This is a genomic window from Coleofasciculus sp. E2-BRE-01 (assembly GCF_040221695.1).
Taxonomy (GTDB): Bacteria; Cyanobacteriota; Cyanobacteriia; order Cyanobacteriales; family Coleofasciculaceae; genus Coleofasciculus.
This window is the reverse complement of record NZ_JAVKEA010000200.1, coordinates 98435-120477: the sequence shown is the minus strand read 5'-3', so window position 1 is coordinate 120477 and position 22043 is coordinate 98435. Positions and strand designations below refer to the sequence as shown.

The following is a 22043-nucleotide window of genomic DNA, read 5'->3' as shown; positions in this document are numbered from 1 at the left end:
ATGAAACTTGTTGTCAATACAGGTCCGATTATTGCCTTAGCCAAAATTGGAAAATTGGTTTTACTCAAAGAGCTGGCTCCAGAAGTATTTATTCCCCCTACCGTTTACCGAGAATTATTGGCGAAATTTGGAGCCGAATCGGAGCAGATTGAGCAAGCTGTTACTGATTTTATTCGGGTAACAGAGGTAAGGAAGATTGACCGAGCTGTCGAAATAGCCATTGCTGGTTTGGATGAAGGGGAGAAACAAGCGATCGCTCTGGCGGCAACGTTTACAGAAGACATTGTGTTAGTGTTAGATGATCGTGCGGGCAGACGGGTAGCACAACAACTGGGTTTGACCACGACAGGATCGATAGGAGTTTTACTACGCCTGAAAGAAAAAGGAGCAATTGAGAACGTGGGAGTGCTTTTGTCAGATATGAGAGAGCGGGGATATTGGCTTTCGGATCAAGTCATAGAAGTGGCTAAACGACTGGCTGGAGAAGAGGATTGATTGGTGACAAAGTATCCTGAAGGTGATGCTTACGGGAGGGAACATGAATCCGGCTAGTCTTGACCAACAATTGATTCCTGCTTTAGAGAATGGCGATCGCTTGAGTCGTGCTGAGTTTGAGCGGCGCTATAATCTGATGCCTAATTGCAACTGTTGTGTTCTGTTTACAAAAAGATACATATTTCCCCAGACCCGTAGGGTGGGTTAGGCGGTATTAAATTGAGGAAATGAACCATTCAATGATAAATCCGCCGTAACCCACCAAGTTACCATTGAATCCGGGTTAACAAAAGATGCGGGTTCCTCAAGAAAATTAATGGATTTGCCCGTAGTATTGGCAAGGGGAAACGAGCAAGGATGAAATTTGGTCAGATAGGAGTCTCCCCCGGACGCGATCGCACCCGTTAGGGATAAGCCAAAACACCTGGGGTCAGGTAGGGGCGACCCGCTGGCACTAATGAAAACTCCATTCCCCTCAATTTGTCGGGTCGCCCGCCTCTCCCCTATTGGCTGGAGAAAAACTGGCGATCGCATCCAGTACTACTATTTGTACTAGGGAGCGGTTCTAATCGGTTGGGGATCGATGCTGTTGGGGTCGCGAACTTGAGCAATTGGTTGGTCTCACTGATCGAGAAGTTGTTGCGGCTGGTTGATTTCTAGCTCGATGGGGCATAGACTATTAGCGATCGCGTGACCTAAGAGCGCTGGGAACTGCTGCTGGAGAAGGGTAGAGACTTGGGAGGCGGCTTAAGCGATCAAAAGGGTATCGGGCGATCGCACGGTGATGTTGATCTGCTGCGTTTGGGTGTTATAGTTGGATTTGACCTCAGTTTCGTCGATTTGGACTACCTTTATTGAAGTAAATAGTTTAAAAAAATTATACATTAAAGACACTCGTGAAAGCTGTAATTCTTGCAGGTGGGTTTGGAACTCGTTTAGCGGAAGAAACCCATCTTAAACCAAAACCCATGCTCGAAATTGGCGGAAAACCAATCTTATGGCATATCCTTAAAATCTACTCATTTTATGGAATCAATGAATTTATTATTTGTTGTGGTTACAAAGGATATATTATTAAAGAATATTTTGCGAATTATTTTCTTCATATGTCTGATGTAACTTTTCATATGGATGAAAATCGTATGGAAGTGCATCGTCAACAAGCAGAACCATGGAAAGTAACCTTAGTTGATACAGGAGATGATACGATGACTGGAGGGCGACTAAAGCGCATCCAATCGCATATTGGCGATCAAACCTTCTGTTTTACTTATGGAGATGGGGTAGCTGATGTTAACATTCGTGCATTAGTTCAACTTCACCAAAAAAAAGGGCGATGGGCTACATTAACGGCTGTACAACCGCCAGGACGGTACGGAGCGATTAGACTTTCTGTAGACGATGCCGTCATCGCATTTCAAGAAAAGCCTCAAGGAGATAATGCCTGGATTAATGGTGGTTTTTTTGTGTTAGAGCCACAAGTTTTCGAGTTGATTAGCGGCGATCAAACCTCGTGGGAAAGGGAACCCTTACAAATTATTGCCAGCAAAGGTCAATTATTGGCATATAAACACAGGGGTTTTTGGCAACCAATGGATACGTTGAGGGATAAAAATTATCTTGAATCACTCTGGAAAGAGAATTGTGCTCCGTGGAAAGTATGGGTATAAATCCTGATTTTTGGCAGAATAAAAAAGTCTTTCTAACAGGTCACACGGGCTTTAAGGGGGGATGGCTATCGCTTTGGCTTCAGTCCCTAGGAGCAGAGGTTCATGGTTATTCCTTACAACCTCCAACTCAACCGAGTTTTTATGAAGTAGCACAAGTTGCAGATTTGCTCGCGAGCAATACCCTTGGTGATATTCGTAACGGAGCAAGGTTGGCAGATGCAATGAAGTGCGTTCAGCCAGACATTGTATTTCATCTGGCAGCACAGCCGTTAGTCCGTTATTCCTACAAAGAGCCGGTAGAAACTTATGCTGTCAATGTACTTGGAACAGTTAATTTGTTAGAGGCGGTTCGTGCTAATCCTAGCGTTCGGGCTGTTATTAACGTCACCACTGACAAGTGTTATGAAAATCGCGAATGGTGTTATCCTTATCGAGAAAACGATCCACTGGGCGGACATGACCCCTATAGTGCTAGTAAAGCTTGTGCCGAAATAGTCACACGGTCTTATCGAGCGAGTTTTTTTACAACTGGCTCGGATGCAAGTCAGCAAGCTGCGATCGCCACCGTTCGAGCGGGAAATGTAATTGGAGGTGGAGATTGGGCTGAATTCCGCTTGATTCCCGACTGTATTCGAGCATTAATGCTAGATCAGCCAATTTTCTTGCGTTATCCAAGTGCAGTACGCCCTTGGCAGCACGTTCTCGATCCTTTAGCAGGTTACTTAATGCTCACTCAGCAGTTATGGCTCCAACCTTCTGCAATCTACGCTGATAGTTGGAATTTTGGTCTAGACCCTGCCAATGAAGCAACCGTTGAGAGAGTGGCACGACAGGTGGTTGAATTATGGGGATATGGCGAAATTAAAGTTGATAAGTTGAATTTTCATCCCCATGAAGCGAGTCTCCTACGCCTAGATACGACAAAAGCGTGGACTCACTTAGGGTGGCGATCGCATTGGTCATTAGATCGAGCTCTTAGACAGACCGTTGAGTGGTATCGAGTCTGGCAGCAAGAAAAGGATATGCAGCAATATTCCCTAGGTCAAATTCTTGCTTATCAAGAGGGTCGATAAGGTATGAGTAATCGCTTTAGCTTTCAACCGACTTCCTTATCAGGACTCTTGGTAGCCAAACGACAGGCGAACTCAGACCATCGAGGGGAATTTAGCCGTATGTACTGCATCGATGAATTGAGTCGCGTCGGTTTTGGCAAAACCATTGTTCAAATCAATCATTCCTTGACTCGCTCGAAGGGAACTGTACGGGGGCTTCACTTCCAATACCCGCCCTATGCTGAGGCAAAGATTGTTAGCTGCTTACAGGGAGAGGTTTTTGATGTGGCGGTGGATCTGCGAAAAGGATCGCCCACTTTTGTGCATTGGTATGGGGAGGTCTTATCGGCTGATAACTACAAAAGCCTTTGTATTCCAGAAGGGTTTGCTCACGGGTTTCAAACCTTGACAGACGATTGTGAACTGCTATATTTACATACGTCATCTTATCAACCTGAGTTTGAGGGAGGTTTGCACGTTCAAGACCCCGATCTCAATATTGCTTGGCCTTTACCCATTATGGAATTATCTCAACGCGATCGCGCCCATCCATTCATTCATGACTCTCAGTTTGGTGGGGTGTGTCTATGAAATGTCGTCACTGTCATGAGACATTGAAGCTATCTTTTATTGATTTAGGAAGTGCGCCACCATCCAATGCCTATTTAACCCCAGAACAACTTCACGCCTCGGAAAAGTGGTTTCCTCTGCGGGTTTTGGTGTGTACAAATTGCTGGCTCGTACAGACGGAAGATTTTACAGATGCGGCGGAACTTTTCGATGCTAGTTATGCTTACTTCAGCTCTTTTTCTCAGACTTGGTTGGCTCACGCGGAGCGGTATGTAGCGGATGTGATGAGTCGATTTGATCTCAATGGTGATAGTTATGTGGTTGAGGTTGCAGCTAATGATGGCTATTTGCTGCAATATTTTAAAGATCATAATATTGCTTGTTTGGGAGTTGAACCCACAGCCAGCACTGCTGCGGCAGCTAGGAGAAAGGGGATTGAGGTTGTTGAAGATTTCTTTAGCGTTCGCCTTGCTCGTGAGTTAGTCAATTGTGGTAAACAAGCGGATTTGATAGCGGCTAATAATGTTTTAGCCCACGTTCCGGATATTAACGATTTTGTTTCAGGTTTTGCTATGTTGCTTAAACCTCAAGGAGTAGCCACGTTTGAGTTCCCTCACTTATTGAGATTAATTGAAGGAAATCAGTTTGATACAGTCTATCATGAACATTTTTCTTATTTATCATTAACAGCAGTTCAGCAGATTTTTACTGTGAATGGTTTGAGGATTTTTGATGTTGAAGAACATTCAACCCACGGAGGCAGTTTGAGGGTTTTTGCCCAGCATAGGGATTCGGGTTCGCACTCGTTGACAAGTCGTGTTGATGGGTTACTGGATGAGGAGTTAAAGGTTGGTTTATCAAATGCTGATTTTTACTCGGGTTTTCAGAAACGAGCTAATCGGGTAAAGGATGATTTTTTAACTTTTTTGCTGAAGGCTAAACGTCAGGAAAAGGTTGTGGCTGGCTATGGTGCGGCAGCAAAGGGGAATACATTGTTGAATTATGCAGGAATTCGTCCGGATTTACTATCGTTTGTGGTGGATCGTAATCCTGTAAAGCAAGGGAAGTTTATGCCCGGTAGTCGAATTCCAATTGTGGAAGAATTATCTATTCAAGAAATGAAACCAGATTATATTGTTATTTTGCCGTGGAATCTGAAGACTGAGGTCATGAATCAGCTAGGGTATATTCGGGAGTGGGGTGGGCAGTTTGTAACGGCAGTTCCTCAACTGGAGGTGATAAAGTGAAGGTGGCTGTGACTGGCGCCACTGGCTTTATCGGTCGTCATGTTCTTGCCCAACTGTACCGATATCCAGTAGATGTTGTGGCACTGGTTCGTGATTCTAACAGCAATATCATCAAAGACTTTGCTGGAAAAGTAGTTACTGTTGATTTATGTCAGCCACCGACTGACCTATTTAATTTACTGGGTTCCCCAGATATATTAATCCATCTCGCATGGGGAGGATTACCTAATTACCAATCTTTGCATCACTTTGAACAAGAATTGCCTTGCCAATACCAATTCTTAAAAGAACTGATACAATCAGGCTTATCTAATCTTATTGTTGCTGGAACTTGCTTTGAGTATGGTATGCAATCAGGAGCTTTAGAAGAGACACTTGTAACCTGTCCCTGTACTCCCTATGGCTATGCCAAGAATGCTTTGCGCTGTCAACTTGAATATCTTCAATCTCAGCAACCATTTAAGTTGGCTTGGGCAAGGTTATTCTATATGTACGGTGATGGACAGCCTCAAACTACGCTTTTTTCTCAACTCAAAAGTGCCATTGAAAATAGACATGATGTATTTAACATGTCAGGAGGTGAGCAGTTACGCGATTACTTACCTGTGAGCGAGATTGCAAAAATTTTGGTAAAACTTGCCTTAAAGTCCAGAAATATAGGTATTGTGAATATTTGCTCAGGCAATCCTATCTCTATTCGCAGATTAGTCGAATATTGGATAGAAACTCATGGCTGGGAAATTCAGTTAAACCTTGGCTATTATCCTTACCCTGAACATGAACCTATGGCATTTTGGGGTACTCGAAGAAAACTTAATCGATTTCTGGAGGAATTTTGAAGCACTATCGAGAAATTTACAGAGTAGAACAACTACCTGTTTTTCAAAATCGGATGTTTAATACAGAATATGAAGCAATAAATTGTGGAAAAGGCGACATTTATTTGGTTCAAAGCCTAAAAACAGGTTTGGTTTTTAATAAAGCTTTTCAGCCGGAACTAATGTTGTATGATACTGACTACCAGAATGAACAAGCCGGTAGCCGTGTTTTTCGAGAGCATTTAAATTCTGTTAAGAGACTTATTGAAAAGCACTTTGAAGGACATTCATTGATTGAAGTGGGCTGTGGTAAGGGTTATTTTGTTGAGCTTTTAAAAGAATCTGGATTGAATGTTTTAGGTATTGATCCAACCTACGAAGGTTCAAATAATTCTATCATCAAGGACTACTTCACTCCAAATATAAGAATTAAGTTTGATGGCGTTATACTAAGGCATGTCCTTGAACATACTCAAAACCCAATTAGATTTTGCTCTAAAATTCGTGATGCCAATGGTGGTGGTAAGATCTACATTGAAGTTCCATGTTTTGAATGGATTATTAAACATAGAGCTTGGTTTGATATATTCTATGAGCATGTCAATTATTTCAGAGAATTAGACTTTTATAGAATGTTTGAAAAAATTTATGAGGTAGGGTATATTTTTGGTGGACAATATCTATATGTGATAGCCGATCTAAGTACACTCAGAGTTCCCCAAAGAGATGCTGATGATGTGATTACATTTCCTAAGGATTTTATTGATACAGTCAGTCAATATGCAAGGATACTGAAACATAAAGCATCTAAAAGTATTGCTGTATGGGGAGGTGCATCTAAGGGCGTCATCTTTTCTTTATTTATGCAACGTCATGGAGTTGATTTAAAAATTGTTATTGACATAAACCCTGCCAAGCAAGAGAAGTATTTAGCAGCTACAGGAATTAAGGTTCATTCCCCAACGGAAGCAATGAAACACCTTAGCAAAGGGGCGGACATTTTAGTTATGAATAGTAACTATTTGTCTGAGATAATTGATATGACTGGCAATCAATACAATTATTTAACTGTGGATTATGGAACGATTTGAACAAGAGCAGCGTCAACGAATCATGGCTAACATAAAAAACCTCAATCTAGTGGCTAGTACGGATGCTTTCATAAAATCATCAAATTATCAAAAATACTCTTACAATTTTTCTTGGCTTGGTCGTCCCATCATTCAGTATCCTCAAGATATAATTGCTACCCAGGAGTTAATCTGGTTTGTCCAACCTGATTTGATTATAGAAACAGGTATTGCTCACGGGGGATCACTTATTTTTTCGGCTTCAATGTTAGAGCTTAATGCTATTTGTGGTGGTTCTCAAGATGCTGAGGTGATAGGGATTGATATTGATATCCGTAGCCACAACCGAGAAGCCATTGAAGCGCATCCCATGTTTAAGCGCATCTCAATGATTGAAGGGTCTAGTATTGCCCCAGAAGTTGTTGATCTGGTTAAGGAGAAAGCCGCGAATAAGCATAAAATATTAGTCTGTCTGGATAGTAATCATACCCACGACCACGTTCTGGCTGAACTAGAAGCTTATGCACTATTAACGTCTGTGGGGAGTTACTGCGTTGTCTTCGATACCATCATTGAAGATTTACCCGATGATATGTTTCCTGATCGTCCTTGGGGTAAGGGGAACAATCCCAAAACTGCCGTCTGGGAATACCTCAAAACCCACCCTGAGTTTAAAATCGATAAAAACATTCAACACAAGCTTTTGATTACAGTTGCCCCCGATGGCTACTTGAAACGAGTTAGTTGAATACCTCCTTAGTTTTTGCAACGTTATGAAGCTAGAATTCTCAAGTAGGCATAATGCTTAAACGAAACCTGCTCGCCAATTACCTTGGTCAAGGGTGGATCGCCTTGATGGGTTTTGCATTCATTCCCCTCTATATCCGATTTATCGGGATTGAAGCCTATGGCCTAATTGGTCTATTTGCAGTGGTGACTGCTTGGTTGAGCTTGCTCGATATGGGGATGACCCCTACCTTGGCGCGGGAGATGGCTCGCTTTACAGGGGGCGAACACACAGCAACGTCAATCCGGGATTTACTACGCACCATAGAAACTATTGCATTAATGATTGCGATTTTATTCGCAGGTGTCATTGCCCTAAGTTCTCAATGGCTAGCCAATTCTTGGCTTAGGGCAGAGGAACTACCAGTGGCTGTGGTGGCTCAGGCGTTTAGCATTATGGGTATGGTCACGGCTCTACGGTTTATCGAAGGGTTGTACCGTAGCAGCATCGTCGGTTTACAGCGACAGGTGCTATTCAACACCATCAACGGTGTCATGGCAACGCTGCGTGGTTTTGGTGCAGTGGCTATTCTGGCGTGGGTTTCACCAACAATCCAAGCATTCTTCCTTTGGCAAGGATTAATTTCAATCGCCACTCTCTCCATTCTCGCTTTCACTATCTACAACATCTTGCCCAGAGGCAAGCGTCCGGGTCGGTTTTCATGGTTAGTTCTGCGTAATGTTTGGCAATTTGCTGGGGGTATGATGGGAATCACTTTTCTGGCTCTACTGCTGACTAAGATTGATAAAATTCTTCTCGCTAGGCTGCTGACGCTGACTAACTATGGCTACTACACTCTAGCCGCATCAGTGGCTGGGGCTTTGTATATGCTGGTTTCCCCAATTACCCAGGCTTGGTTTCCTCGCCTCACTCAGCTATACGCAACACAAGATTCCCCTGGTCTAATTCGTACCTATCATCAAGGAACACAATTGGTTACGGTGACCTTGGGTAGTACTGCCCTAGTACTTATAGTTTTCTCGGAGACTTTTCTCCAGCTTTGGACTCAGAATCCCGAACTTGTTAAGAACACGGCTCCCTTGCTCAGACTACTGGTAATAGGCAATTTACTCAATGGTCTGATGTGGATTCCCTACCAAACCCAACTTGCCCATGGCTGGACTAAGCTTACGGTGTGTATTAACATTGTATCTGTTTTGCTGATCGTTCCGGCTATTTTTTGGGCAACCCCTCGCTATGGTGCTGTGGGGGCTGCTTGGGTCTGGGTCAGCCTGAACTTAGGCTACGTTCTGATTGGGATACATTTCATGTACCGTCGCATTTTGAAAACCGAGAAGTGGCGCTGGTATCGGCAGGATGTTCTGTACCCGCTATTGGCAGCTTTGGTTGTAGCCGCTACAATCGGCTGGATATTGCCTGATTGGGTCGGAATTATGCCTCAACTGGCGACGTTGGCAGTAGCCTTGATCTGTACATTCACCGCGACAGTTTTAGCCGCGAACAGAGTACGGGAACGGGTTGGGTTAATTATCCTTAATTTTTGGGTCTTTTCAACACCGAAAAGTATAGAAAAATAAGTTTTTTAAATATTTGCTAAAACTAGGTGTAAAATAGAAATAAAAAAATATGGATTTTGAACTTAAAATTTCTGTAATAATTCCAACGCGGCAGCGACCAGATACTCTTGAACACTGTCTGAAAACAGTAACTGCCCAAAAGTATCATAACCTCGACATCATTGTAAGCGACAATTTCAGTGAAGATCATACCGATAAATTGATACGAAGTTATCAACAAAAAGACTCACGCATTAAATACCTGAATACTGGCAAACGAGTAAGTATGTCTCATAATTGGGAATTTGCTTTATCTCATGTCAAAGATGGCTGGGTTACCATTATTGGTGATGATGATGCCTTGCTTCCTTCAGCAATCTCAAGAGTAAGTTCTATTATCCAAAATAATAATAATGTATATGCTGTTCAATCGAGTTTATGTAAATATTCCTGGCCATCCTTGAACTCAAATCGCAATTCTTATTTTACTGTGCCAATAAAAAAAGGTTATGAGATAAGAGATTGTAAAAAGTGGCTGTTGAAAGTGATGAATGGGACAGCTAGTTACGATCAACTACCAATGCTTTACCAGGGTGGCTTTGTTAGGATGGATATTATTAATAAGTTAAAAAAAGAGGATGCTAAAGGTATTTTTTATAAATCCATGATTCCTGATGTTTATAGTGCAATTGCATTAGCTTTGTTTTTAGACAAGTATCTTTACTTATATGAACCATTAGCAATTAATGGTGCTTCCCACCACAGCACAGGAACATCACACTTCAAAAATAAAAATACTTACAACTCTCCTGTACAAAAATTTTATTCAGAAGGTAATATACCTATACACAAATCTCTTCAATTAGAATGTACTAAAGAGTTTAAAGAATCTCTCCAAGTAATGGTATATGAATCTTATTTACAAGCCACATTTTTACACTATAGAAAGAACTTAAAAATAAACATGAATAAGCAACTAAACTTAGCACTTATAAGCGCGAAAGATCAGCACTACGATGAAGTAGAAAAATGGGTAAATTTGATACTTGAAAAACATGGAATAAAACTTAATTTATTGCAATCTAATACATTAAAAATGTTACGTATTTTTTATAAAACAAAACAAATTTTGTTTATAATTAACACTTTTTTTAATACTAGAGGAATTAATCTTTTTGACATGGAATTATCTAATGTTTATGAAGCTTCTATAGTAGCAAAGACAATATGGATGTCTGAAAATAAATATGGTTACAGTCGCATTCGTAAAATCTTATACAAGACAAAAAGCCTTTTTGCGAAAAATTACAATACTCTAAGTAATAAATCTAAGTAATAGATAAGCCGCCTAAGATATAACAAATTGACAACACACATAGCTATGTCTACAATCACTAAGATCGCTCAAAACATAGAAAGAATATCCTGCATAATTGAAAATCCAAAATTATTATTGCTCAAGCTTAAAGGTGGATCAATTCATATATTTATATCACTCAATCAAACTTGGTTTAAATCACTAGACATAAAAACTTTTATTGATATTGGTGCTAACTGTGGTCAGTTCACTGTTACGGTTAATTCAGCTTTCCCTAACTCTAAAATTTACTCATTTGAGCCATTGCCTGACTGTTTTTCAAAGCTTCAATCCAGAATGGCAAATGTAGATAAATTCAAAGGGTTTAACATAGCCGTTGGAAATCATGAAGGAAGTTTAGAAATGGAGGAAAATAACTTTTCTCAATCATCATCCCTTTTGAAGATGACTGAACTACATAAAACCGAGTTTTCTCAGACTGCTCATAGCAAGCCACTCAAAGTGGAGGTCAGAAAACTAGATACTATTGCTGAAGAAATCAATATTTGTGACCCACTTTGCATTAAAATGGACGTTCAAGGTTATGAAGATAGAGTGTTGCAAGGTGGAGAAAAAACTATTAGAAGAGCAAAAATAATTATAGTAGAAACATCTTTCAATGAGCTATACAAATGTCAGCCACTATTTTATGATATATACGAGAAACTGACTAGCTGGGGATTTATGTATGCCGGTTCACTTGGACAATTATACAGTGCCGCCAATGGACGAATCCTACAACAGGATAGTCTATTTATCCATCGATATGTTTGATTTGAATAACTAATTCACTTACTCAATTGCATGAACACAACAAAGTAAGTTATTATGAAAACATTATTTCGATAAAATTGTATAATAATATCTATATACAGATAACATTGATTAATCATGAAAAATAAAATTATTATTTTTAAATTATCTAATTTTTTATCTGTATGTGTATCTTTTTTTAGTTTCTTTATTTTAAATCTTCCTAGTATAAAGGCTATCTTTAAAGTTTACTTTACGATATCTAGCCCTTTATTCAACTTATGTGCTTTAATTGGTTTGTATATGGCGGGCTTGTTAAATTATACATACAAAAATCGTCTCACGACAGTTTTAAAAAGTATTGAAATAAGTAGACAAAAAATAGATTTTATTTTACTATGGCTTAGTTTATATACTATTTTAGTGGCATCGGGATTGTGGAACGACTATATAGCAATACTTAACTTAGAGCCAGCTTTGCAGTATTTGAGCGTCTTTCTATTTGTTTTAGGTTTAATATTTTTTACCCAAAAGGAACACATACCGATTATTATATATCTACAAGTTTCCTGGGGTGGTATTTTGTCATTAATGGTAATAAATATCGATGGTATCTTACAAGGAAGAAATTATGCTCCGCTCAGTATGCCTCTTGGAGCTAGCCTAGTTTGCTGTTTTGCATTTGTACTCGTTAAAAAATCAAGTTTGATAAGTAAAATTTGTTGGACTTGTCTTTTTTTGATTAACCTAAGAGCATTATTAAGTCTGCCTGGAAGAGGAGCAATACTGTTTCCAATTCTAATTATATTATGCTACATTATATTCGTTTTTGTAAAACAAATATTGTCTCTTATTAGCTTAAATAAAGCCCTGAAAAAAGCAATAGGATTAAAATTTATTTCTATATCAATGTTTATGATGTTGGGTTGTTTCTACTTATTAAACAGTTTTAGTTCTGAAATATTAAAATCTAGATTAACAAGATTATTTACCAATTTAAGTGAAGAACCAAGGATAACTATATATACTGATATATTCCAAGTAATTTTAGATAAACCATTGTTTGGTCATGGGTTACATATATATCAAGCAATATTCAATAGTATACCTCACAACATTTTTCTCGAAGTATGGTTCTCTACAGGTATAATAGGACTAATAATATTAAGCACAATACTGGTACAATTTATCTGTAAGGCTATGATTATCATTTTTTCTACAGACAACTCATTTACTCTTGCTTTTTCTCTATACGCTATCTTTTACTTACTGATGTGGAATGTGGTCGGTGAACTCAAAGATTCTTATATGGTTTTTGGGGCTATATCTATTCATCTTTCAAATAAACTATAAAGATCGAATCCAGACATGACAAGGTTTAGCATCGTGAACAGTAAGTATAAATATTTATTTGACTAATGACTTATGTTTTGAGATACTCATAAAGTATCAAAAATATTTTTCAGGAAAACTATTAAGTTTGTGTAACTCAAGGATGTATTTTACTATAACTTAAATGTTTATGAAATACAAAATTCATTTTAAAAATATTTTTTACAATAAATCAAAATAAACAATGATAGATAGTTGGCTAATAAGTATAGTAACAATAGTTTTTAATGACTCCAAGGGTTTGACTAAAACTCTTCAGAGCATCAAAGAACAAAATTATAATTCCATTGAATATATTGTTATTGATGGAGGTTCAACAGATGGTACAATAGAAGTTATTGAAAACGAAACAAATAGTATAGATTTTTATTTAAGTGAGCAAGATGAGGGAATTTATGATGCAATGAACAAAGGACTTAACTACTGTAGCGGTGATTTTGTACTTTTCCTAAATGCAGGTGACCACTTCGCTTCACCCCATGCGCTTTCTGAGGTTGTTAGTCAAATAATAGATGCTAATGCTATCTATTTTGGAAGAGCTAAAATTCAAAATAATAAAATAATTTGGTTCTATCCACCCAATACAGTTAATAATTCGGAAAGTGCTATACAATGGGCTAATAAATACTTGCCAAACCATCAATCGATGCTTTTTCCTAAAAGTTTTTATACCTTTAACCAGTTTGATCCTGTATTTCAAATTCTTGGTGACACTGACTATAAAATTCGTGCCATTAAAAACAATGATCTAATTTTTATAGATACTGTATTAGTAAGTTTTCAATTAGGAGGTGTATCGTCTAGTTGTAACAATTGGAAAACAGTTGTTAGACAAGTCAAAGAATATCTCCTAATGGCAAATATTCATTACAAAAAAAAGATATTTTATCCACTACTAAAATTAAGGGCGTTAAAATTTATTCTTAAATATATTGTAAATAAAATTATTGGCTTTAATAACTTTTCTGTAACTTTAAAGTGGTTGGCTACTTTAAAGCATAAACTATTATCTATATCTTTTGGATGAGAAGAGAAAAGTACCTGAATAAATATACCCTTATTTTTTACAGATGCAACGGTTTTGACGGGTCGTTTATTACTCTAAAACTTAGTAACAGCTATTCTTAAGAGCAAAGTAATGAAGCACATTTTACTAAATTTTCATCATTATCGAACACCAAAACAACTTGGAGGATTACGCTCCTGGCATATTGGAACACATTTAGCTAAACAAGGTTATCGCGTAACAGCTATTGTTCCAGGAGTGGACACCTTGACAGGACAAAAACATCCAGATATTCAAGGAAAACTATGGTGCAAGGAAGTTATCGATGGTGTTGAGATCATTCGAGTAAACGCGACAACTAATAATCGCAATTCTAAGATAAGTAGAGCTTTCTATTACCTAAGCCTATCTGCTATACAATCACTAGCCATGCTATTTGTAAAAGAAGTAGATATGATCATATCTACTTCCATGCCTCTTTCATCGGTTGTATTTTCTTACATCTCCGCCAAGCTGAGAAACATTCCGTTCGTTATCGATGTTAGAGACTTGACCATAGATACAGCAATTGATTTAGGATATTTTTCGACAAGTACCTTGACTAATTTTCTATTGAAAATAGAAACATTTATCTTTAAGCGAGCTAACTATTTGATTCCAGTTTCCGAGGGTATGGCACAAATTCTCAAGGCAAAGGGGGTTAATCCTAATCAACTAACTGTTGTGCCAATTGGTTATGAAGGAGAAGTTTACAATCAGAATATTGACTGGAACCGTGATATCAAATCAGAGTTGGGGTTAACTGGTAACTTTGTTGTCCTGTATGCAGGTTCACTAGGTTATGTCTATGATATTCCAACAGTTCTTGCTGCTGCTGAACAGACAGCTAACATACCGGACATAGTGTATTTATTTGTCGGTGATGGACAACGTTTACAAGCCTACAAAGAAATTGCCCATAACAAGAATCTCAACTGCATTTTCTTGGGATCACGTCCTAAACTCGAAATTCCTCTTTTTTGTACTCAATCAGATGTTGGTATATATCCCTTAAAAGGGGGTAAAGCTGTAGCCGCTTTACTGGGTAATAAAATATTTGACTATCTGGGGAATGGACTGCCAGTAATTTATTCAGGACCTGAGGGAGATGTTAGTTGTTTAGTAAAACAATCAAGAGGTGGGATATGTGTTGCATCTGAAGATTATAAAACTATGGCGGAAAAAATCATGTATCTCTACAATAATTACAATGAGGTGCAAGATATGGGGAAATGTGCCAACATATATATCCAGAAAGAATTAACTATTCATACTATGATGTCTAGATTTGAAGAAACTATAAAAAATATATTATAAAGTTAGATGAATGTCAAAAATAACGTAAGTTTTTATCGTCCAATCATAATAATCGGTGCGGCTCGCTCCGGGACAAATATGTTGCGCGATGTACTAACACAGCTACCAGGCTTTGGCACTTGGCCCTGTGATGAAATTAACTATATTTGGCGACATGGTAACCCTAGAGAAGTAACTGATGAATTTAGCCCTGAACTGGCTACAGAAGAAATACAATCATTCATTCGCACAGCCTTCGATCAACTAGCTAAAAAGCAAGCTCTTTCCTATGTTGTTGAAAAAACCTGTGCTAACTCCCTTCGTGTTGCCTTCGTTAATCAAGTTCTGCCCAATGCTAAATTTATCTTTATTGTTCGTGATGGTAGGGATGTAGTCGCTTCGGCTCAAAAGCGATGGGTAGCCTCCTTAGATATTCCTTATATCTTACGAAAAGCGCGTTTTGTGCCACCTCAAGATATCCCCTACTATGCTTCTCAATATCTCTGGAATCGAGTTTATCGTTTGCTGTCACGAGAACATCGACTAGCATTTTGGGGACCTCGCTTTGAAGGTATGACAAAGGCATTAGAACAGTATTCTTTACCTGAGGTTTGCGCTCTTCAATGGCAACGATGCTTAAAAATAGCAGAACATGACCTGAACCAAATCGAATCAACACGTATACATCAGTTAAGATATGAAGACTTTGTTGCCAATCCGATCAAAGAATTATCCCGCATCAGCACTTTTTTAAAGGTTGATATTTCCGCACAGTACAGCCAAAAGCTAATTCAGGGGATATCAACCGACAGTGTAGGTCGGTGGAAAAAGGACTTGAATCAAAATACATTGAAGTTAATCCAACCGCTAATTCAGGATACTCTAAAGCATTACGGCTATCTTTAAATTTGTTGAACCACCGATTTTTCCTGATTATTTTCGGAAAAAATTGTACCATAAATTATGGTGTGTGAGGTTGTGTGTGAATTTATGTATTTTAAATTATGGAAGCGAGTTGTTGACTTGATAGCGGCTCTAATTGGACTTTTAATCTTAGCCATACCAATGGCTCTGATTGCTCTTCTTATCGGGGTAACATCAGGGCGTCCGATTCTATTCACTCAAGACAGAGTAGGTAAAAACGGCAAAATTTTTCGGATTAAAAAGTTTCGCACAATGACTGTGGAAAAAGGAAGCACAAGTTCAATTACTGTCGCTAACGATCAACGCATTACTCCGATTGGACGAGTTATCCGACGCTGGAAATTGGATGAACTCCCTCAACTGTGGAACGTGCTTATGGGTGAAATGAGTTTAGTTGGTCCACGACCCGATGTACCTGGCTATGCTGACAAGCTACAGGGGAATTACCGCCGTCTCCTCGTGCTGCGACCTGGAATTACGGGTCCAGCTACCCTAGCCTACCGTAACGAGGAAACGATTCTTGCCCAAGTGGATGACCCTATTCGTTACAACGATGAAGTCATTTACCCAGACAAAGTTCGTAGGAATTTAGAGTATCTTGATCATTGCTCTTTCTCAAAAGACCTATACTACATTTGGAAGACTTTCTCTCTTGCGAAATAGAGTTTAGATTTCACCCTACTCAATTACTCAGTTAGTTAGCTAGACAGTGCCTAGACCCATTCTCCTTTCAACGCCTCATATAGGTGACCAGGAGCTAGAATTCGTCAAAGAAGCCTTTGACACGAACTGGATTGCCCCGGTTGGACCCCATATTAACGCCTTCGAGCAAGAATTCTGTGAAGTTGTTGGTACTCGCCATGGCGCTGCTGTCAGTTCGGGTACGGCTGCTTTGCATCTTGCTCTCCGACTCATTGGCATTGAGGCTGGGGATGAGGTTTTTTGCTCAACGCTTACGTTTATTGCTTCTGCAAGTCCAATTACCTACCTAGGCGCGAAACCTGTCTTCATTGATAGCGATCGCGTATCCTGGAATATGAACCCTGACTTATTGCAGGATGCCCTGGATCACCGCGCTAAGATAGGCAAACTGCCCAAAGCTATAATTCTAGTTCATCTCTACGGTCAAAGCGCCGATATTGACCCGATTCTAGAAGCCTGTAACGCCTACGAAATTCCCCTGATCGAAGACGCTGCCGAAGCATTGGGAGCCACCTATAAAGGTCGCTCCCCAGGAATCTTTGGCAAAATTGGGATCTACTCTTTCAACGGCAATAAAATTATCACCACCTCTGGCGGCGGTATGCTGGTCTCAGATGACCCAGACCTAGTGGATCAAGCCCGCTTCCTAGCTACCCAAGCTCGTGATCCTGCCCCCCATTACCAACACTCAGAAATCGGCTACAACTATCGCCTCAGCAACATTTTAGCTGGGATTGGTCGCGGTCAATTGCGAGTGCTTAAAGATAGAGTTGCTGCCAGACGACATAACTTTGAAGTATACCAACAGGAACTAGGCAACCTCCCAGGACTTGAATTCATGCCAGAGGCGGCTTTTGGACGTGCCACCCGCTGGTTAACTTGTCTGACCATTGATCCAACCCGCTTTGGTTCAAACCGAGAAGAAATCCGCCTTGCCCTTGCTCAACAGCAAATTGAAGCCCGTCCGGTTTGGAAGCCCCTACACTTTCAACCTGTATTTTCGGGTTGTGAATGTATCGGCGGGGCAGTTGCCGAAGATTTATTTAATCGGGGTCTGTGTTTACCTTCTGGCTCTAACCTGACATCGGAAGACTTAGAGCGAGTTATCCATGGAATTAAGGGACTCTGGGGAGTTGGTTCAGTTTAGTTGGGGTACTCATGGCGATCGCGATCGCGGAAATGTATCTCCAGGCGACGAGGGCGATCGTTTAGAGCGCCGCCCCTACCAGATCCCCGACTTCTTCAAGAAGTCGGGGATCTAACTCACATAATCAGACGAGTGATTCCAGGCTCAATCCATCATCTCGCGATCGCGAAACGTTGCTTCCCAGTATAATGTCGGCAAAATCATTGTTCTCAGTCGAATGGCATACTGATTAAGGCTGGTGGGCAATGCCCACCCTACTGGCGTGGCACACCTTATTTGGTGGATTAGAATTGTAGGGGCGCATGGCGTGCGCCCGGTTTAAACGTCAAATCTATTCCACAATTTTAGCTGTGTCACGCCACTACGGTCTATCTCGCGATCGCGAAACGTTGCTCCCCAGCAATGTCTAGATAGGCGGATAGCTACAGCGGATATTTTAAAAACCGAATTGGCGCACTGGCAAGAAGAACGAAATCAGGAAAATACGAAAGTTAAATGGCAATTCACAACCGAAGATGCTCGGATGAAACTTCATCATCTTTACCTACAATTTTAAGCTTGCCAAGCCACTACGGTATATCCTGACTTTTCACTTTTTTTTGCACGGAAGGGGGAGAATTCAAAGCCTTCTCTCTCTTCAGGAGAGAGGTTTGGAGAGAGGTTTTCCAGATCCCGTGAAAAGTAAGGCGGTATATCAAGGGTGGAGGCGATCCCCAACAGTTCGTTTAGGGGCGACCCGCACGGCACCAATCAACGCCTGTATCCACTCAATGGAATCGGGTCGCCCTTTACTCAACCAAAAATTCCAAAATTGCCCACGCTACCCATTAGGATGAGCAATGGGATAATTGATCCTGAGAATCCAGATTAACTGCCATGCCATCTCAAACCCTAAAATACGCTTACTTCCCCGGTTGTGTCGCCCAAGGCGCTTGCCGAGAATTGTACCAATCCACCGCCGCCCTGACTCAAGCCTTGGGCATTGAACTGATTGAACTGAAAAAAGCTTCCTGTTGTGGTTCTGGCACATTTAAGGAAGATTCCCGATTACTGGAAGATACCGTAAATGCTCGTAATATTGCCTTGGCGGAGGAACTTAATCTACCTCTGTTAACCCATTGCAGCACCTGTCAGGGGGTTATTGGTCATGTTGATGAGCGCTTGAAGGACTTTCAACAGACTGATCCGGGCTATATTGATCAAGTTAATGGCTTACTGAAAAAAGAGGGTTGTTCTCCTTATAAAGGAAACAGCGAAGTCAAGCATTTGCTGTGGGCGTTAGTCACCGATTATGGACTAGATGCCTTACAAGAACGGGTTACCCGAAAATTAAGCGGGTTAAAATGTGCCGCCTTCTATGGCTGTTATTTGCTCCGAGGACAAACCACCATACCCTATGACAACCCGTTTCACCCCGAATCAATGGAAAATGTATTCCGATCCGTTGGCGCAACTCCGGTCTATTATCGGGGACGAACCCAATGTTGTGGTTGGCCCATTGCCAGTTATGCGACTGAGCAATCCTTCCAAATGGCGGGGAAAAATATCCAAGAAGCCATTGACGCGGGGGCAGATTGTATGGTAACGCCTTGCCCATTGTGCCACCTGAATCTTGACTCTCGTCAACCGGAAGTGGAAAAGGTAATTGAGCGTAAGCTGGGATTACCTGTATTGCATTTACCGCAATTGGTGGCTTTGGCGCTGGGGATTCCACCAAAGCAGTTGGGGTTGAGTAAGCATATTGTCTCCACCAAACCTGTTTTAGAGAAATTGGGTTTCTAATCCATTCCCCTAGCCGATCCCCGACTTCTTGAAGGTTGGGGATCTAAATTGAATGTCACTGACTGGTATGCTGGTGGGCCCTTGCGAAGTCGAAACCCACCCTACGGTATATCAAAGGTTTTGGCGATATCACAATGCTTATTTGAGTGCCATTCGATCTAAATTCGCGATCGCATCCGCAACGGATGAACAAAACACCTGGGAAAACGCTGTAGGGGCGACCCGCTTGACCTAATTCACAACACCAGTCCATTCAATGGGGTCGGGTCGCCCTTTACTCAACCTTAGCGATCGCGCCTCAACTGCTGCACCACCTCAAGACTCAGCCCTGTCGTTTGACTAACCGTTTCTTCATCCAACACATCCAGTAGTCGCCGCGCAATTTCTACTTGTTTCTGCTTAACCGCTTGATTAACCGCCTTGGTAATCGCATTCCGCTGATCATGTATCCACATTTCCCGCTTTTGCAAATCTTCCAACTCTTCCCGACTCAGATTCGCTTGATTCGCTACCGCAAAGGCTTGCTTCATCTCCGGGACTTCCTCCATAGTTTCCGGTACACTATCCAAACTCCTGGCATTCTTGATAAAATAAATCCATTTATCGGTGAGTGTCTCTAATTCCTCCAATCTCTTATTAAATTTAGGTAATTCCACAAAGACCAACTCGATATCATAACTTAAATAATCAACCAGAAATTCTTTTTCCTTCAAAACAAACCGCGAAATCGCCGACTCCAGACTATCAAACATCTCAAAATCCGTAATCGTCAAAGCAATCACTGGCTCTAAAGGCTTGTAATCCTCTCCACTATCCAGTTGAATTGAATAAGCCTTGGCAGCATTGTACAAAATCCGCTTCTCAAATCCCTCCACATTCAACACCTGCATCTCGATAATCACAGTCGTGCCGTCTTTGAGCTTAGCTTTAACATCTAGGTAAGTATCTTTGACACCACGTATTCTGGGCGCTAGATAAGGATTAAGGATTTGTAAATCTTTAATGACAGGACGCGCTTCATAAAGGAGAGCATTTAAAAAACTAATTAAAATCTCTTTACTTTGCTCAGAACCAAATATTTTTTTAAAGGCAAAATCGGTCTTAGGATTAATAAAAATCATGGCATTCCCACCTAAACAACAATTTTGTTGAACCCGATTTAGATAAAAATATAATAAGCTGAAAAAATCAGCCCTGATCCTATTCGTTTTGTATTGACAAAAACAACGATTTATGAATTTAACTTGGGCTTCCTCGCTGTCGTCTGATGAATGGGGATGAGGTATGGTAGAAATAAGCACAGGCAAAAGCCATCCCAATCCGGCGTCTAAGCCTAAATCCGGGTTGACTACCCCCTTTATAATCTAGTCCCCGTAGACGGACTTTATGGGAGCATGTCAGTTGGGTTTCGTTCCTCAACCCAATCTACAGCTTTATAATTCAGTCCGCGCAGGCGGACTTTGTTTGTGTAGCTGTGACTTCCAGTCGCCAGGATACTTCCTCCTCGCCAGGATACTGTATGGATATTTTAATCGTTGAAGACGAAGCGGAAATCGCCAAACTCATCCAACTTACCCTAGAACGGGAAGGATTCACCTGCTACTCCTGTCGCGATGGACTAGCCGCCATGCAAGCCTTCCAAACCCAGCAACCGGATGTGATTATTCTGGACTTAATGCTACCTGGATTGGATGGACTGGAAGTTTGCGCCAGAATTCGCCAAAAACCGGGACCCAAAGACCCCTATATTCTAATGCTGACGGCGAAGGGAGAGGAAATTGACCGCGTAATTGGGCTATCAACAGGTGCCGATGATTACCTGGTCAAACCTTTTAGCCCTACCGAATTGGTGGCTAGAGTCCGGGCGTTATTGCGGCGTAGTTTGCGTCACGGTGGACAGTCCCTCGTCTATCGTACCCAACATTTTACAGTGGATGTAGATCAACATACTGCCAGTCGCCAACTCGATTCTGAGGAATCAGAACCCCTAGATTTAACCACATTAGAATTTAATCTGTTAGCAACCTTTACCAGTCAACCGGGTCGAGTTTGGAATCGTACTCAACTGATTGATAAACTGTGGGGGAATGACTTCTTTGGCGATGAACGGGTAGTTGATACCCATGTCGCCCGATTGCGGAAAAAAATAGAACCAGACCCCAGTAATCCGACCTTTGTTAAAACCGTTATTGGTGTTGGTTATAAATTTGAAGATAGCCCCAGCCTGTAAAGAAACACCAAAGCGGGCGATCCGACCGTCTGTAAGGGACTCTTCATGAAGAATTACCTACTATAGCAATCCTAAATGAAAATAGAGAAGCACTCTAAACAGCGCAAGGGATTGATACAGATCCTTTCTCCAAAATCATCTGGGATTACTATAGGCTAGGGTCTTTCAACCCGTTTTAACGGGTTTTAG

General features: G+C 40.7%; 23 protein-coding genes and 1 pseudogene. 21 read left to right on the top strand and 3 right to left on the bottom strand.

The annotated features are described in order from the left end of the window. Together RIG66_RS25780 and RIG66_RS25775 are read left to right on the top strand one after the other, a co-directional pair. Complete coding sequence (locus RIG66_RS25780) at positions 1 to 495, top strand: DUF3368 domain-containing protein (protein WP_446381694.1); 495 nt, start codon at positions 1 to 3, stop codon at positions 493 to 495. A gap of 43 nt (positions 496 to 538) precedes the next feature. Continuing rightward, positions 539 to 640: pseudogene (locus RIG66_RS25775) on the top strand (Uma2 family endonuclease); the annotation flags it as partial. 59 nt (positions 641 to 699) lie between these two features. On the opposite strand, the gene RIG66_RS25770 reads toward RIG66_RS25775, so the two are convergent. Beyond that, complete coding sequence (locus RIG66_RS25770; RefSeq protein ID WP_446381692.1) at positions 700 to 1029, bottom strand: hypothetical protein; 330 nt, start codon at positions 1027 to 1029, stop codon at positions 700 to 702. 362 nt (positions 1030 to 1391) lie between these two features. On the opposite strand from RIG66_RS25770, the gene rfbF reads away from it, so the two are divergent. From rfbF to RIG66_RS25685, 17 genes are all read left to right on the top strand, one after another. Beyond that, positions 1392 to 2165 (top strand): glucose-1-phosphate cytidylyltransferase, encoded by a 774-nt coding sequence (gene rfbF / locus RIG66_RS25765; protein WP_446381690.1) that lies wholly within the window; start codon positions 1392 to 1394, stop codon positions 2163 to 2165. Beyond that, positions 2156 to 3238, top strand: a complete 1083-nt coding sequence (gene rfbG / locus RIG66_RS25760) for a CDP-glucose 4,6-dehydratase (RefSeq protein WP_446381688.1) — start codon at positions 2156 to 2158, stop codon at positions 3236 to 3238. Before rfbF ends, rfbG begins: the two co-directional genes overlap by 10 nt. A gap of 3 nt (positions 3239 to 3241) precedes the next feature. Then, the gene (gene rfbC / locus RIG66_RS25755; RefSeq protein WP_446344997.1) at positions 3242 to 3808 is read left to right on the top strand and encodes a dTDP-4-dehydrorhamnose 3,5-epimerase; all 567 of its coding nucleotides are present in this window, start codon (positions 3242 to 3244) and stop codon (positions 3806 to 3808) included. After that, the gene (locus RIG66_RS25750; protein WP_446381686.1) at positions 3805 to 5034 is read left to right on the top strand and encodes a class I SAM-dependent methyltransferase; all 1230 of its coding nucleotides are present in this window, start codon (positions 3805 to 3807) and stop codon (positions 5032 to 5034) included. Before rfbC ends, RIG66_RS25750 begins: the two co-directional genes overlap by 4 nt. Positions 5035 to 5036: 2 nt before the next feature. Further along, entirely contained in the window at positions 5037 to 5873 is an 837-nt protein-coding gene (locus RIG66_RS25745) for an NAD-dependent epimerase/dehydratase family protein (protein ID WP_446381684.1), read from the top strand. Beyond that, positions 5870 to 6943, top strand: coding sequence for a methyltransferase domain-containing protein (locus tag RIG66_RS25740; protein ID WP_446381682.1), 1074 nt, complete (start codon positions 5870 to 5872; stop codon positions 6941 to 6943). Before RIG66_RS25745 ends, RIG66_RS25740 begins: the two co-directional genes overlap by 4 nt. Then, the gene (locus tag RIG66_RS25735) at positions 6930 to 7670 is read left to right on the top strand and encodes a cephalosporin hydroxylase family protein (RefSeq protein WP_446381680.1); all 741 of its coding nucleotides are present in this window, start codon (positions 6930 to 6932) and stop codon (positions 7668 to 7670) included. The genes RIG66_RS25740 and RIG66_RS25735 overlap by 14 nt, the downstream gene beginning before the upstream one ends. A 53-nt stretch (positions 7671 to 7723) precedes the next feature. Then, positions 7724 to 9247, top strand: a complete 1524-nt coding sequence (locus tag RIG66_RS25730) for an oligosaccharide flippase family protein (RefSeq protein WP_446381679.1) — start codon at positions 7724 to 7726, stop codon at positions 9245 to 9247. 49 nt (positions 9248 to 9296) lie between these two features. Next, positions 9297 to 10562 (top strand): glycosyltransferase family 2 protein, encoded by a 1266-nt coding sequence (locus RIG66_RS25725; protein WP_446381677.1) that lies wholly within the window; start codon positions 9297 to 9299, stop codon positions 10560 to 10562. A gap of 45 nt (positions 10563 to 10607) precedes the next feature. Beyond that, positions 10608 to 11357, top strand: a complete 750-nt coding sequence (locus tag RIG66_RS25720; protein ID WP_446381675.1) for an FkbM family methyltransferase — start codon at positions 10608 to 10610, stop codon at positions 11355 to 11357. A 117-nt stretch (positions 11358 to 11474) separates the two neighbouring features. Beyond that, positions 11475 to 12689: an O-antigen ligase family protein gene (locus tag RIG66_RS25715; RefSeq protein ID WP_446381673.1), complete on the top strand. Its 1215-nt coding sequence runs from the start codon at positions 11475 to 11477 to the stop codon at positions 12687 to 12689. Positions 12690 to 12912: 223 nt separating this feature from the next. Then, on the top strand, positions 12913 to 13755 hold the full coding sequence (locus tag RIG66_RS25710) for a glycosyltransferase family 2 protein (RefSeq protein ID WP_446381671.1): 843 nt from the start codon (positions 12913 to 12915) through the stop codon (positions 13753 to 13755). Between the two features lie 111 nt (positions 13756 to 13866). Continuing rightward, on the top strand, positions 13867 to 15090 hold the full coding sequence (locus RIG66_RS25705; protein ID WP_446381669.1) for a glycosyltransferase family 4 protein: 1224 nt from the start codon (positions 13867 to 13869) through the stop codon (positions 15088 to 15090). A 6-nt stretch (positions 15091 to 15096) separates the two neighbouring features. Next, a complete protein-coding gene (locus RIG66_RS25700; protein WP_446381667.1) occupies positions 15097 to 15975 on the top strand; it encodes a sulfotransferase family protein in 879 nt (292 codons plus the stop codon). 84 nt (positions 15976 to 16059) lie between these two features. Further along, on the top strand, positions 16060 to 16656 hold the full coding sequence (locus RIG66_RS25695; protein WP_446381665.1) for a sugar transferase: 597 nt from the start codon (positions 16060 to 16062) through the stop codon (positions 16654 to 16656). A gap of 46 nt (positions 16657 to 16702) precedes the next feature. Next, positions 16703 to 17842 (top strand): DegT/DnrJ/EryC1/StrS family aminotransferase, encoded by a 1140-nt coding sequence (locus tag RIG66_RS25690; protein WP_446381663.1) that lies wholly within the window; start codon positions 16703 to 16705, stop codon positions 17840 to 17842. Continuing rightward, positions 17829 to 17957, top strand: coding sequence for a hypothetical protein (locus RIG66_RS25685; protein WP_446381661.1), 129 nt, complete (start codon positions 17829 to 17831; stop codon positions 17955 to 17957). The genes RIG66_RS25690 and RIG66_RS25685 overlap by 14 nt, the downstream gene beginning before the upstream one ends. A gap of 437 nt (positions 17958 to 18394) precedes the next feature. On the opposite strand, the gene RIG66_RS25680 is transcribed toward RIG66_RS25685, so the two are convergent. Continuing rightward, a complete protein-coding gene (locus RIG66_RS25680) occupies positions 18395 to 18589 on the bottom strand; it encodes a hypothetical protein (protein WP_446381659.1) in 195 nt (64 codons plus the stop codon). Between the two features lie 129 nt (positions 18590 to 18718). On the opposite strand from RIG66_RS25680, the gene RIG66_RS25675 reads away from it, so the two are divergent. After that, positions 18719 to 19624, top strand: a complete 906-nt coding sequence (locus RIG66_RS25675; protein ID WP_446381657.1) for a CoB--CoM heterodisulfide reductase iron-sulfur subunit B family protein — start codon at positions 18719 to 18721, stop codon at positions 19622 to 19624. Positions 19625 to 19908: 284 nt separating this feature from the next. On the opposite strand, the gene RIG66_RS25670 is transcribed toward RIG66_RS25675, so the two are convergent. Beyond that, positions 19909 to 20745 (bottom strand): Rpn family recombination-promoting nuclease/putative transposase, encoded by an 837-nt coding sequence (locus tag RIG66_RS25670; protein ID WP_446381655.1) that lies wholly within the window; start codon positions 20743 to 20745, stop codon positions 19909 to 19911. 398 nt (positions 20746 to 21143) lie between these two features. Here RIG66_RS25670 and RIG66_RS25665 point away from each other — a divergent pair, with 398 nt between their 5' ends. Beyond that, positions 21144 to 21854: a response regulator gene (locus tag RIG66_RS25665; protein WP_446381653.1), complete on the top strand. Its 711-nt coding sequence runs from the start codon at positions 21144 to 21146 to the stop codon at positions 21852 to 21854. The last annotated feature ends 189 nt before the right edge of the window (positions 21855 to 22043 follow it).

Coding starts and splice junctions, on each gene's coding strand:
- RIG66_RS25670 (WP_446381655.1), bottom strand. CDS start 20,745: ATGATTTTTATTAATCCTAAGACCGATTTTGCCTTTAAAAAAATATTT.
- RIG66_RS25695 (WP_446381665.1), top strand. CDS start 16,060: ATGTATTTTAAATTATGGAAGCGAGTTGTTGACTTGATAGCGGCTCTA.
- RIG66_RS25730 (WP_446381679.1), top strand. CDS start 7,724: ATGCTTAAACGAAACCTGCTCGCCAATTACCTTGGTCAAGGGTGGATC.
- RIG66_RS25725 (WP_446381677.1), top strand. CDS start 9,297: ATGGATTTTGAACTTAAAATTTCTGTAATAATTCCAACGCGGCAGCGA.
- RIG66_RS25710 (WP_446381671.1), top strand. CDS start 12,913: ATGATAGATAGTTGGCTAATAAGTATAGTAACAATAGTTTTTAATGAC.
- RIG66_RS25735 (WP_446381680.1), top strand. CDS start 6,930: ATGGAACGATTTGAACAAGAGCAGCGTCAACGAATCATGGCTAACATA.
- RIG66_RS25770 (WP_446381692.1), bottom strand. CDS start 1,029: ATGCGATCGCCAGTTTTTCTCCAGCCAATAGGGGAGAGGCGGGCGACC.
- RIG66_RS25715 (WP_446381673.1), top strand. CDS start 11,475: ATGAAAAATAAAATTATTATTTTTAAATTATCTAATTTTTTATCTGTA.
- RIG66_RS25750 (WP_446381686.1), top strand. CDS start 3,805: ATGAAATGTCGTCACTGTCATGAGACATTGAAGCTATCTTTTATTGAT.
- rfbG (WP_446381688.1), top strand. CDS start 2,156: ATGGGTATAAATCCTGATTTTTGGCAGAATAAAAAAGTCTTTCTAACA.
- RIG66_RS25780 (WP_446381694.1), top strand. CDS start 1: ATGAAACTTGTTGTCAATACAGGTCCGATTATTGCCTTAGCCAAAATT.
- RIG66_RS25675 (WP_446381657.1), top strand. CDS start 18,719: ATGCCATCTCAAACCCTAAAATACGCTTACTTCCCCGGTTGTGTCGCC.
- RIG66_RS25700 (WP_446381667.1), top strand. CDS start 15,097: ATGAATGTCAAAAATAACGTAAGTTTTTATCGTCCAATCATAATAATC.
- RIG66_RS25720 (WP_446381675.1), top strand. CDS start 10,608: ATGTCTACAATCACTAAGATCGCTCAAAACATAGAAAGAATATCCTGC.
- rfbC (WP_446344997.1), top strand. CDS start 3,242: ATGAGTAATCGCTTTAGCTTTCAACCGACTTCCTTATCAGGACTCTTG.
- RIG66_RS25705 (WP_446381669.1), top strand. CDS start 13,867: ATGAAGCACATTTTACTAAATTTTCATCATTATCGAACACCAAAACAA.
- RIG66_RS25665 (WP_446381653.1), top strand. CDS start 21,144: ATGGATATTTTAATCGTTGAAGACGAAGCGGAAATCGCCAAACTCATC.